The sequence below is a fragment of the Paenisporosarcina sp. NPDC076907 genome, assembly GCF_050269735.1.
GTDB lineage: Bacteria > Bacillota > Bacilli > Bacillales_A > Planococcaceae > Paenisporosarcina.
Window position 1 is genome coordinate 1,419,209 of record NZ_JBNNIX010000001.1, and the last position, 12,365, is coordinate 1,431,573.

General features: G+C 40.2%; 10 protein-coding genes and 1 pseudogene. 9 read left to right on the top strand and 2 right to left on the bottom strand.

Annotated features, from left to right (window positions below; genetic code table 11):
• The first annotated feature begins 137 nt into the window (after positions 1–137).
• From ACQKEV_RS06885 to ACQKEV_RS06925, 9 genes and pseudogenes are all read left to right on the top strand, one after another.
• The gene (locus ACQKEV_RS06885; RefSeq protein WP_427444683.1) at positions 138–1,892 is read left to right on the top strand and encodes a 2-oxoacid:acceptor oxidoreductase subunit alpha; all 1,755 of its coding nucleotides are present in this window, start codon (positions 138–140) and stop codon (positions 1,890–1,892) included.
• The gene (locus ACQKEV_RS06890) at positions 1,879–2,745 is read left to right on the top strand and encodes a 2-oxoacid:ferredoxin oxidoreductase subunit beta (protein ID WP_427444685.1); all 867 of its coding nucleotides are present in this window, start codon (positions 1,879–1,881) and stop codon (positions 2,743–2,745) included. Before ACQKEV_RS06885 ends, ACQKEV_RS06890 begins: the two co-directional genes overlap by 14 nt.
• 139 nt (positions 2,746–2,884) lie before the next feature.
• Positions 2,885–4,423, top strand: coding sequence for a tRNA (N6-isopentenyl adenosine(37)-C2)-methylthiotransferase MiaB (gene miaB, locus ACQKEV_RS06895; protein ID WP_427444688.1), 1,539 nt, complete (start codon positions 2,885–2,887; stop codon positions 4,421–4,423).
• The gene (locus ACQKEV_RS06900) at positions 4,420–4,854 is read left to right on the top strand and encodes a RicAFT regulatory complex protein RicA family protein (protein WP_269924806.1); all 435 of its coding nucleotides are present in this window, start codon (positions 4,420–4,422) and stop codon (positions 4,852–4,854) included. The genes miaB and ACQKEV_RS06900 overlap by 4 nt, the downstream gene beginning before the upstream one ends.
• Positions 4,855–5,014: 160 nt before the next feature.
• A complete protein-coding gene (gene cotE / locus ACQKEV_RS06905) occupies positions 5,015–5,557 on the top strand; it encodes an outer spore coat protein CotE (protein WP_427444690.1) in 543 nt (180 codons plus the stop codon).
• Positions 5,558–5,762: 205 nt separating this feature from the next.
• Positions 5,763–8,339 carry a DNA mismatch repair protein MutS gene (mutS, locus tag ACQKEV_RS06910; protein WP_427444692.1) on the top strand — a complete coding sequence of 859 codons (2,577 nt, stop codon included), beginning with the start codon at positions 5,763–5,765 and terminating at the stop codon, positions 8,337–8,339.
• A gap of 24 nt (positions 8,340–8,363) precedes the next feature.
• Entirely contained in the window at positions 8,364–10,157 is a 1,794-nt protein-coding gene (gene mutL, locus ACQKEV_RS06915; protein ID WP_427444695.1) for a DNA mismatch repair endonuclease MutL, read from the top strand.
• Positions 10,158–10,313: 156 nt separating this feature from the next.
• A pseudogene (locus ACQKEV_RS06920) lies at positions 10,314–10,415 on the top strand (cupin domain-containing protein); the annotation flags it as partial.
• A gap of 161 nt (positions 10,416–10,576) precedes the next feature.
• Complete coding sequence (locus ACQKEV_RS06925) at positions 10,577–10,852, top strand: hypothetical protein (protein ID WP_424471001.1); 276 nt, start codon at positions 10,577–10,579, stop codon at positions 10,850–10,852.
• A 23-nt stretch (positions 10,853–10,875) separates the two neighbouring features.
• Here the strand turns inward: ACQKEV_RS06925 and ACQKEV_RS06930 are convergent, their stop codons facing one another.
• Together ACQKEV_RS06930 and ACQKEV_RS06935 are read right to left on the bottom strand one after the other, a co-directional pair.
• Entirely contained in the window at positions 10,876–11,268 is a 393-nt protein-coding gene (locus tag ACQKEV_RS06930) for an SET domain-containing protein (RefSeq protein ID WP_427444698.1), read from the bottom strand.
• Positions 11,269–11,421: 153 nt separating this feature from the next.
• Entirely contained in the window at positions 11,422–12,360 is a 939-nt protein-coding gene (locus ACQKEV_RS06935) for a metal ABC transporter substrate-binding protein (protein WP_427444700.1), read from the bottom strand.
• Positions 12,361–12,365 lie beyond the last annotated feature (5 nt).

The following is a 12,365-nucleotide window of genomic DNA, read 5'->3' on the forward strand; positions in this document are numbered from 1 at the left end:
ATTATCTTTTAGCTTTTCAGTCAAAGGTCTGAAATTCAAAAAAACTACCGTTAATTTATAGTGAATGAAGCAATTAAATGATAAACTTATGGAGGAAAATAGAGGATATTACCTGATATGTTAAGGAGTTGTTTGCAATGTTACATCAGCTTTCATGGAAAGTCGGTGGGCAACAAGGAGAAGGAATCGAAAGTACGGGGGAAATTTTCTCAATGGCGATGAATCGCTTAGGGTATTTCTTGTACGGCTATCGACACTTTTCTTCACGTATAAAAGGTGGACATACAAATAATAAAATCTGTGTACGAACAACAGAAGTTCGCACGATACCGGATGATTTAGATATTTTAGTTGCATTTGATCAGGAAACAATTGATGTAAACTACAAAGAATTGACTGCTTCAAGCGTCATTTTAGCTGATGCAAAATTCAATCCAGAGCACCCAGAAGATTGTGTTGCAACGATGTACAGTGTACCGTTTACAGAAATTGCATCAGAACTTGGTACGTCATTAATGAAAAACATGGTGGCAATCGGTGCGACATCCGCTTTGCTGAATTTAGATAAGACCGTTTTCCAAAGCGTAGTCGATGAAATTTTCGGACGTAAAGGTGAAGCGATTGTCGAAAAAAATATGCAAGCCATCCAACAAGGATATGAAGTAATGGCGCAACATCTTGGTGATCGAATCGGTGAATGGGAACTTGAACCTGCTGACGGGAAACGTCGTTTGTTCATGATCGGAAACGATGCGATCGCTTTGGGTGCACTTGCAGCAGGTGTTAGATTTATGGCTGCCTATCCAATCACACCAGCTTCGGAAATAATGGAATACTTAATTAAGAAACTTCCTAAATTTGGTGGTACGGTCATTCAAACGGAAGATGAAATTGCTGCTGCTACAATGGCAATCGGAGCCAACTATGGCGGCGTACGTTCATTTACCGCTTCTGCAGGCCCTGGATTATCTTTAATGATGGAAGCCATCGGTTTATCAGGTATGACTGAACAACCGTTGGTAATTGTAGATACACAACGTGGCGGTCCATCTACTGGATTACCGACGAAACAAGAACAATCGGATCTGATGCAAATGATTTACGGTACTCACGGAGAGATTCCGAAAGTCGTAATAGCTCCAAGTACAGGAAAAGAAGCATTCTTCGATACAATTGAAGCGTTCAATATTGCTGAAGAATTGCAACTGCCTGTAATCATTTTATCCGATTTGCAGTTATCTTTAGGTAAACAGACAGTTGAACCATTTGATTACAGCAAAGTTGCACTACGCCGAGGCCGACTGCAATTGGAAGAAGAATTAGCAGTAGTTGAGGACAAATCGTACTTCAAACGCTACGAAGTGACTGAAGATGGTGTGTCTCCACGTGTCATTCCTGGAATGAAAAATGGAATTCACCATGTTACAGGCGTTGAACATGATGAAACTGGTAAGCCTTCAGAATCAGCTTCAAATCGTCAGCTTCAAATGGACAAGCGTATGCGGAAAATGGAGCATGTTAATTTCCCAAACCCTGTTCATGTGTATGCGCCTCATGAACAAGCAGACGTTTTATTAGTGGGCTTCAATTCGACTCGTGGCGTACTGGAAGAAGTCCAGGCTAATTTAAATGCACATGGTATTCGTGCTAACCATGCACATATCCGTTTAATACAGCCATTCCCGAGTGCGCATATTTCACCACTCGCTGCGTCAGCAAAAAAAGTATTGGTTGTTGAAAATAATGCAACCGGACAACTGGCAAACATTCTTAAAATGAATATCGGTGCTCATGACAAGATTGTCAATGTATTGAAATACGATGGAACACCTTTCTTGCCAAGAGAATTAACGAATCGAGTAAAGGAGTTGCTCACGAATGGTAACATTTAAAGATTTTCGAAATAATGTAAAACCAAACTGGTGCCCAGGCTGTGGCGACTTTTCCGTACAGGCTGCCATTCAACGTGCTGCTGCCAATGTAGGAATAGAACCAACAGACTTAGCTGTAATTTCCGGAATCGGTTGTTCGGGGCGTATTTCTGGTTATATTCATTCATACGGATTTCACGGAATTCATGGTCGTGCTCTTCCGATTGCGCAAGGTCTAAAAATGGCCAATCGTGATTTGAACGTCATTGCTTCTGGCGGAGACGGAGATGGTTTTGCGATTGGAATGGGTCATACCATTCATGCAATTCGCCGAAATATCGATATCACATATATCGTGATGGACAATCAAATTTATGGCCTTACAAAAGGTCAAACATCTCCGCGTTCAGCAGCTGGTTTCAAAACGAAATCTACGCCTGGAGGTGCGATCGAGCCTTCTCTTGCACCACTGGAAATGGCTTTGACATCAGGTGCAACATTTGTAGCACAGGGTTTTTCTTCGGATTTAAAAGAGTTGACAAGTATTATTGAAGCGGGAATTAACCATAAAGGGTTCTCATTCATCAACGTCTTCAGCCCATGTGTTACTTACAATAAAATCAACACGTATGATTGGTTTAAGGAACGCATCACTAAACTTTCAACAGTTGAAGGATACGATCCGACCAATCGACCACAAGCCATGGCAACGTTAATGGAACATGAAAGCTTGGTGACTGGCATCATCTACCAAAATAACGAACAGCCTTCTTATCAAGAAATGGTAAGTGGGTATGCGGAGACACCTCTATCTACTGAAGATTTAATGATGAGCGAAAGAGATTTCGATGAACTTGTAAAAGAATTTATGTAAGAAATGAACTGCCGATAAAAATCGGCAGTTTTTTGTCGAAACACCGACAATTGTTGTCAGCATCTTGTAGTAACGCTAAGCGTATCAGTATAATAGAGGCATGAAGTTTTCGTCTGGACAGGATGAAAGGAGTTATACGATGAACGAAGAGCAACGCTTACATAATTCGCAAGTAAAAGAAGTAAAGAAAACAGAGAAAGATTACAGTCAATATTTCCAATCTGTCTATGTAGCACCATCATTAAAAGAAGCAAAGAAACGTGGTAAAGAAGAAGTTGCATACCATAAAGATTTTGCAATTCATCCTGAATTTTTAGGAATGGGACAAGGGCGTAAGTTTTTCATTCGGACTTTCGGATGTCAAATGAATGAACACGATACAGAAGTAATGGCAGGTATTTTTCTGCAACTGGGTTACACGCCAACTCAGAATGTGCAAGAAGCAAACGTTATTTTGCTGAACACATGTGCCATCCGTGAAAATGCCGAGAATAAGGTGTTTGGCGAACTTGGTCACTACAAAAAGATTAAACGTGATAATCCAGATGTCTTGATCGGTGTTTGTGGTTGCATGTCTCAAGAGGAATCAGTTGTCAATAAAATCTTAAAAACTTATAATCAAGTCGACATGATTTTTGGTACGCACAATATCCATCGTTTACCGCACATTTTGAATGAAGCCTATCTGTCAAAAGAAATGGTCATTGAAGTGTGGTCAAAGGAAGGTGACGTCATTGAAAGTCTGCCGAAAGTCCGACGTGGCGAAATTAAAGCGTGGGTCAATATTATGTATGGATGCGACAAGTTCTGCACGTATTGTATTGTTCCATATACACGTGGAAAAGAACGTAGTCGCAGACCTGAAGATATTATTCAGGAGATCAGACAATTAGCTGCACAAGGATATAAAGAAATTACTTTACTTGGGCAAAATGTGAATGCGTATGGGAAAGATTTTGACGATCTTACGTATCGACTGGGTGATTTGATGAATGACCTTCGCCAAATCAATATGCCTCGTATTCGGTTTACCACAAGCCATCCACGAGATTTTGATGATCATTTGATTGAAGTTCTGGCAAAACGTGGGAATTTGGTAGAACATATTCATTTACCTGTTCAATCAGGTTCTTCCAGTATGCTAAAACTGATGGCCCGTAAATATAACCGTGAACAATATATGGAGTTGGTACGTAAAATTAAAGTTGCCATTCCAGATGCGGCATTGACGACAGATATCATTGTCGGTTTTCCGAACGAAACGGACGAGCAGTTTGAAGAAACCATGTCTTTATACAAAGAAGTTGGATTCGAGCATGCTTATACGTATATATATTCACCACGGGAAGGTACACCTGCTGCAAAAATGGAAGACAATGTTCCGATGGACGTGAAGAAGCAGCGATTACAACGACTGAACAATCTTGTGAACGAGTTGTCAGCCAAAGCAATGCATGCCTACGATGGGAAGATTGTTGAAGTGTTGGTTGAAGGTGAAAGTAAGAAAAACTCAGCAGTTCTAGCTGGATATACAAGAACAAGTAAGCTAGTGAATTTCGTCGGTACGCCTGAAATCATTGGCAAATTGGTTCTCGTGAAAATAACAAATACAAAAACATGGTCGCTAGAAGGCGAATTAATCGAAGTTCTATCTGGCCAAGAAGTGGGTGTCTTATGACTACGAAATATACAAAAGAAGAAATCATTGCTAAAGCAAGAGAAATCGCAGATATGATTGCACAAACGGAAGAAGTGGATTTCTTTAAGCGTGCAGAAGCGCAAATTAATGAAAACCAAAAAATTCGTGAAAAAATTGCGAGTTTAAAGAGCCTTCAAAAACAAGCAGTCAATTTCCAACACTACGGAAAAGAAAAGGCGTTAACCTTAATTGAAGGTAAAATCGAGAAAATCGAAGAAGAAATCGATGACATTCCAATTGTTCAAGAGTTCAAGCAATCTCAAGGGGATGTGAATGATTTACTTCAATTAGTAGCGAATACAATTGCAAACAATGTGACAAATCAAATAATTGAATCCACAGAAGGCGATTTACTCCGCGGAGAAACCGGATCAAGAGTACAAAACAGCAAACCAGGCAGCTGCCAATAATATGTATATCGACTGTTTCTTCTTATTAAGAAGGAACAGTTTTTCTTTTTTAATCTTTCCAGCCATATAGTTCAGCTAACTTTCCGCTTTTTACTTTTCCTATCACCTAATGGGCACATCCTGCATATGATGAAAAGGAATCGAACGAAGGAGGATGGCTTTGAAACATGTCCGTCAAATTGTAACCAAAGCAGTCGTGGCGAAAGGTAAAAAAAGAGCTGAAGCTAGTGAAACATTACGTCCACCAAATAACCCTTCTAGTATTCTAGGGTGCTGGGTTATCAATCACACTCACCAGGCGAAGAAACACGGGAAATTCGTTGAAGTGACTGGGAAGTATGACATCAATGTATGGTATGCACATCACGATCACTCCAAAACCTCTGTATTTTCGGAGACTGTTCCATACAGAGAACGCATCAAGCTTCACTATCGTGAAGATGATTCACATGGTGTAGAAGATATCCATGTACGTGTCATTCAACAACCAAATTGCACAGAAGCCATTATTACACCGGATGGTGAACAATTCCAAGTTACAGTAGAAAGAGAATTGCATGCAGAAGTTGTCGGCGAAACAACAGTCTTAATACAAGTGCAACCAGTCGATTACGAGGACGAATGGTCAATGAAAGACGAAAGTTCATCTTCATCATCTACTTCTTCATATGGTGATGCGAAAGAGTCCTCATCATTCTCTTAAGCCGGGCAGCTAAACCGGCTTTTTTTTTGTTATATAAACCCAAGAGCTTGGTGGGAGCTATAAATGCTTACACTTCAATCATAGTGTCGATGATTCGTTCAATACTTATGTATATGCTCATGCCATTGTAAGATCATGGTTGTTTAACCCCTGTCAAAGTTAAGTTATAATGATAGAATCGCTAGTATTTGAAAGAGGTTTTGACATGAATACCTATACTCCTATGATCCAGCAATATTTACAGGTTAAATCCGAATATACAGATGCCTTTTTATTTTTTCGACTAGGCGATTTTTATGAATTGTTTTTTGATGATGCTATCAATGCATCCCAAATTCTTGAAATCACATTGACGAGCCGTGATGGGGGAAGTAAAGAACGAATTCCCATGTGTGGTGTGCCACATCACGCTGCCCAAAATTACATAGAAACTCTGATTCAAAAAGGTCATCGAGTCGCTATTTGTGAACAAACTGAAGATCCGAAACAATCAAAAGGAGTTGTTAAACGTGAAGTGGTTCGTTTGATTACTCCGGGTACAATTATTGAAGGTAAAAATATGGATGGCAAAAGCAATCATTTTATCGCTTCTGCCGAAGAACTGGATGAAAATCGCTACGCGTATGCGTATTTGGATTTATCGACAGGCGAGGGCACAAGTGCAATTTTGACAGGCACCGAAAAGAATTTAATACAAGAATTGCAAACGTTATCCATAAGAGAACTTGTTGTACCCGAGCAATTATTTGTGCTTCTTTCAGACCTGGCCGAAGTCCATTCCATTTTATTGTCCATTGAGGAAACTCAACTGGAAACACAGGTGGATGAATCATTTACAGAACAAAATCCAGCTGAAGTACGTGCAGTATGCAGACGTCTAGTAAACTATCTGCATCGAACACAAAAACGTTCGCTTGAACATATTCAAGCATTCCAATTCCAGGAACGAGAAGAACTTTTGACGATTGATTTTCATTCAAAACGCAATTTGGAATTGGTTCAATCCATTCGTGGTGGCGATCAAAAAGGTTCATTGTATTGGTTGCTTGATGAAACAATGACAGCTATGGGTGGACGGAAATTAAAGCAGTGGTTGCACCAGCCTTTGGCGAATCGTATGAAAATCGAAGAACGCCTTGAAATTGTGACAGAAATGCTGGAGGCATACTTCACTCGTGCTGATTTAAGAGAAAGCTTAAAAGAAGTATATGATCTGGAGCGTTTAATCGGACGAATTTCTTTTGGTACAGCAAGTGGTCGTGACTTAAGTCAATTGAGACAATCTCTCCTTCAGATTCCAATGATTAAAAACCAATTGATTGAAAGTGGCAAACCTGCGTTGATAAAAGCTGCCAATCAATTGGACGAGTGTGGGGAGCTATTGAGTTTGTTAAAAACAGCAATAGCTGACCATCCGCCACTTTCAGTAAAAGAAGGAGATATCATCCGCGATGGGTTTCACGAGCGACTGGATGAGCTCCGCTATGCGAAGAAGAACGGAAAAGATTGGATTGCCGCTCTAGAGTTAAAAGAACGTGAACGGACAGGCATCAAAGGACTGAAAATCGGCTACAACCGAATCTTTGGATACTTTATTGAAATTACAAAATCCAATATTCACTTGGCTGATTTGACAAGGTACGAAAGAAAGCAAACGTTAGCAAATGCGGAACGCTATATTACGGATGAACTGAAAGAAAAAGAATCGTTGATCTTAACAGCCGAAGAAGAAAGTTTAGCATTAGAGTATTCTCTATTCGTCGATATTCGGGAACAAGTGAAACAATACATTCCGCAAGTGCAAAAACTGGCAGCAAAAGTAAGTGAGTTGGATGTCTTCTCAAGTTTTGCCGAAGTTTCCGATCAATATCGGTTAACCAAGCCAACGTTTCATGATGGCTTGGAATTAACAATTGTTAACGGACGGCATCCCGTAGTTGAAAAAATGATGAACAAGCAGCATTATGTGCCAAACGATTGTGCTCTGACTTCTGAAGAGAATATGTTACTAATCACTGGACCGAATATGTCCGGTAAAAGTACTTATATGCGCCAAGTTGCCATCACGGTCATTATGGGACAAATGGGTTGTTACGTACCGGCAGAACAGGCACAGTTGCCCGTTACAGATCAAATATTCACGCGTATTGGAGCAGCGGATGATTTGGCAGCCGGCCAAAGTACATTCATGGTCGAAATGCTTGAATCAACATATGCCATCACACGTGCTACTGAACGCAGTCTTTTGTTGTTCGATGAAATTGGTCGTGGCACGTCTACATACGATGGCATGGCATTAGCTCAAGCAATGATGGAATACATTCACAATGAGATTCGAGCAAACACATTGTTTTCAACGCATTATCATGAGCTGACCCATCTAGAAACTCAATTGGATAAATTGCGGAATGTCCATGTGTCAGCCGTTGAACAAAGTGGAAAAGTAGTCTTTTTGCACAAAGTGAAGAATGGACCAGCGGATAAGAGTTATGGAATTCATGTAGCAGAGCTCGCTCAATTGCCAGAACCGATTCTTGCTCGTGCAAGAGACATTCTGCAGGAGCTTGAAACAGGGAATGGTTTAGAGGATAAAGAACCACAGTCCTCTGTGAATGAACAATTGACGTTCTTCCAGGAAACGAAACAACAGGTGGAGAAAACAGCTAGAGAACCTCAGCAAGAGGATGTCCTAACAACAATTCGTGAATTGGACATTTCCGGTACAACACCGATGAAGGCACTTCAGTTCTTATATGAATTGCAACAAAAAGTCGGCAAATAATTGAGTTAGAAAGGAGCCGATTCCATGGGACAAATACGGTTAATGGATGAACCCTTATCGAATAAGATAGCAGCTGGAGAAGTGGTGGAACGGCCTGCTTCCGTCGTAAAAGAGCTTGTTGAAAATGCTATTGATGCCGGAAGTACTTCCATAGATGTGTATTTGGAAGAGGCGGGCTTGCAAACCATTCAAATTACCGATAATGGAAGCGGAATGGACGAAGAAGATGCACTCCTTTCATTCTCGAGACATGCGACCAGTAAAATCTCAAATGAACATGATTTGTTTCGGATTCGGACACTCGGTTTCCGTGGCGAAGCACTGGCAAGTATTTCATCAGTATCCAAGGTTTCTTTATGGACTTCTGATGGTGTATCCACTGGGACAACCGTTGAAATAGAAGGTGGCCATCTAAAAAAACAGCAAGCTGGCGCACTTCGAAAGGGCACGGATATTAAAGTATCTCAGTTGTTTTTTAATACACCGGCTCGTTTGAAATACATGAAAACGATTCAGACAGAACTTGGACATATCATCGATTTACTTAACCGTCTTGCACTTTGTTACCCATCGATTGCTTTTAAACTAACTCACGGGGAACAAGTGCTACTGCATACAAACGGGAGAGGGGATCTCCAACAAGTTGTAGCCGCTATTTACGGCATGGCCATCGCCAAAAAAATGATTCCTTTTGAAGGGGAGTCGGCGGATTACCGAATCCATGGCTATGCTTCATTACCGGAAATCACGCGTGCATCGAAAAATTATTTGACTCTGTTTGTGAATGGACGTTGGGTGAAACATTATAGCGTGCAACAATCGATTGTCAATGCGTATCACACGTTTTTACCAATCGAACGTTTTCCGCTGGTCATCCTGCATATTGAAGGAGATCCCTACTTGACGGATGTTAACGTTCATCCTTCCAAGCAACAAATTCGATTGAGCAAAGAAAAAGAGTTGCAGCAACTGGTCGAAGAGACGGTTCGGAAGAGTATTCGTACCGTTATGCGTGCACCTGAAATTGCAGAAAAACCGAAAAAGGTTGTTGCGCCAAGCGAACAAATGGATTTGTGGAAATCAAGACCTTCCCAGGCCACGTCTGCTCCATTCCAGCCGATGCAAACATTTAATAAAAGACCAGAGTCTCTAATGGTCAAAGAACCAATGGAAGCCGTGCAGTCATCACCAGATTCATTCATCGAACAGCTAGAGCCAGTATCAACCAAGGAACCTTTTCCTGAGCTTGATATCGTCGGACAAATTCATGGAACCTATATTGTTGCCCAGAGCTCGGATGGTTTTTATTTAATCGATCAGCATGCGGCACAGGAACGGATAAAATATGAATTTTTCCGGGACAAAGTGGGGGAAGTACAGGCCAATGAGAGGCAATCATTGCTCATTCCATTGTCGATGCATTACTCTGCAGACGAAGCGATGCGATTAAAGGAATATGCAAATGAACTTGAAGAAGTAGGCATTTTTCTAGAAGAGTTTGGTCCGACGACCTTTATTGTACGAGAGTACCCGGTCTGGTTTCCGAAAGGTTTTGAAGAAGAGATTGTGAAAGAACTGGTCGAACAAGTGCTGACCAGCCGAAAAACGGATATTAAAAAATTACGTGAAGATGCAGCCATTATGATGAGTTGCAAACGGTCCATTAAAGCCAATCACTATTTGACAAGAGAAGACATGATTAAACTGATGGGTGATTTGAAACAAGCAGAGCATCCATTCACATGCCCGCATGGACGGCCAGTCATTGTCCATTTCTCCACATATGAAATTGAAAAAATGTTCAAACGTGTTATGTAATAATATGAAATATTATTTAAATCAGACAGCGACCGAATTTTCATATTCGGTCGTTTTTTAATGTTAAACAAAACGGTTTATTCATCGAGCAAAAATTGAGTCTGAGTACATTCCTTTAACAAGTTGCATAGGATAATTTCAAAACTGTAAAGGATTACTCCACTCAAACTATATTCGATATATGCTCCTCCCAATCATTCGTTTGGTTCGGTTCATTCAACCAAAGCAGATGCATTAGCTGCAGAAGAGGGACATTAGCAGAAAGATGTCTTAAGCTGTCTGTATCCTTGTGAAAATTACAATCCATCTTGTTTGGAATCTAATTAAGTCTGAAAGCTGGGCTTGAAAAATTTATGTTTGAAAAGTCTCCGTCATGTAAATGCTTAGTGAAAAAGAATTTTACTGAAGGAGACTATTTAATGACTGAGTTTCCCATCATACATACGAATATTTGGGATGCACTTTGGGCGATTCCGGTAATTATGATATTGGTCATCGTTCTCAAGTTCTTTGTTCACGTACCTCCAAAATATGTTCCGGGGTGTGCAACATTGATTGGCTTATTTATTTCGATTTTCATCAGCCACCGTGAAAACCTATCAGCCGGAATATTTATGGGATTTTTCTATAGTGCTGCAGCAATCGGCACGCTTGCATCCATTAAAACAACATTGAAGTCATATCGAACCTCATAAAAAAACCCAACACTTGACTAGAACTAGTCAGTTGTTGGGTTTTCTTCGTTAAACCACAAAGGATCTTCATTATCGACTTCACCATTATAGTTAATCAAAACTTCTTCACCAGCTTGTATATCTTTGTAAGCGAAGAAATCAAACGTATGATTATCAAAATTGATGTCATACACGGCATTTGGTTGATATGAATGATTGAACAGCATCCCATAGCCGAGCACGAGTGCCGTATGGTTGATCCCATATTCAAATGCGTAGTCAGCAAGCAACGTCTTTTCAACATGCTCATGTTCTTCATTTGGATACGGAAGAACAGGTGCTTCATGAATCAATTCACCTTTTTTAATATCTCGCGTAGCAAAAACGCCACGATTTAATTCGCCATCACTTAATGTCGATGTTTTTATTTCAATCATTGATTTCACCTTCTCGATTCGATTATCTGTAAAAGACATGCGTGTTTGGGAAGATATTATCGTATCTTATCTCTACACGCAAGCTATAAGTATAACATGTTAAATATCAATCGCTAAGGTAAATGTTTAATCAAAGCAGAAGTAAAACCATTATTATTCAGTCAAGCCATTGAAAATCGTGTCAATATTCCATTCCATCATCTTGATATAAGTGTCGCCATCTTCACCAGGCTTGCCGATGGAGTCTGTGAAAACTTTCCCGTAAATCGGTACGCCTGTCTCTGCAGACACGGTTTCCATACTACGCGGGTCGATACTTGTTTCTACGAAAAGTACTGGATCTTCTTTAGATCTGATAAAATCAACGACTTTACTTACTTGATCCGGTGAGCCTTGATTTTCTGAATTGATTTCCCAAATATAAGCCGCTTCAAAGCCATAGGCATCAGAGAAATATTTAAAAGCACCTTCACTTGTAATCAACAGTCTTTTTTCTTTAGGAATTTCATTATAACGGGCAACTGCTTCTTCATGTAACTTCGTCAATTCAGCAATATATGCTTCCGCGTTTTTCTCGTATACATCTGCATGATCTGGATCAACTTTCACTAATGCATTTTTAGCGTTTTCAGCATATTTTATGCCATTACGAATGTCAAGCCATGCATGTGGGTCTTCTTCTGATTCTTTTCCTTTAGTCGTCAGATGTTTAGGTTCCACACCTTCACTTAAACGGTAAACAGGGGCATCTTTTTTGGCTTTTCCTGCAGTAAGAAGAAGCTTCTCAAACCATGAGTTTCCTCCCTCAAGATTAAGGCCGTTATAAAAGACTGCATCGGCATCCGTTGTTAATTGAACGTCCTTTGGAAGGGGGTCATACTCATGTGGATTAGATCCAACTGGTGCTAATGTATGAATTTCGATGCGATCGCCACCAACATTTTTAACGATATCGTAAATGATTGAATACGTAGCAATGACTTGAATCTTATCATTGCTATCTTTCGTTGCATTGTTTTCTTTTCCACAGCCAGAAATGAGTAAGAGCAAAACGATACTCATGGCACTTAAGAAATAGGTTACTTTTTTCATATTTA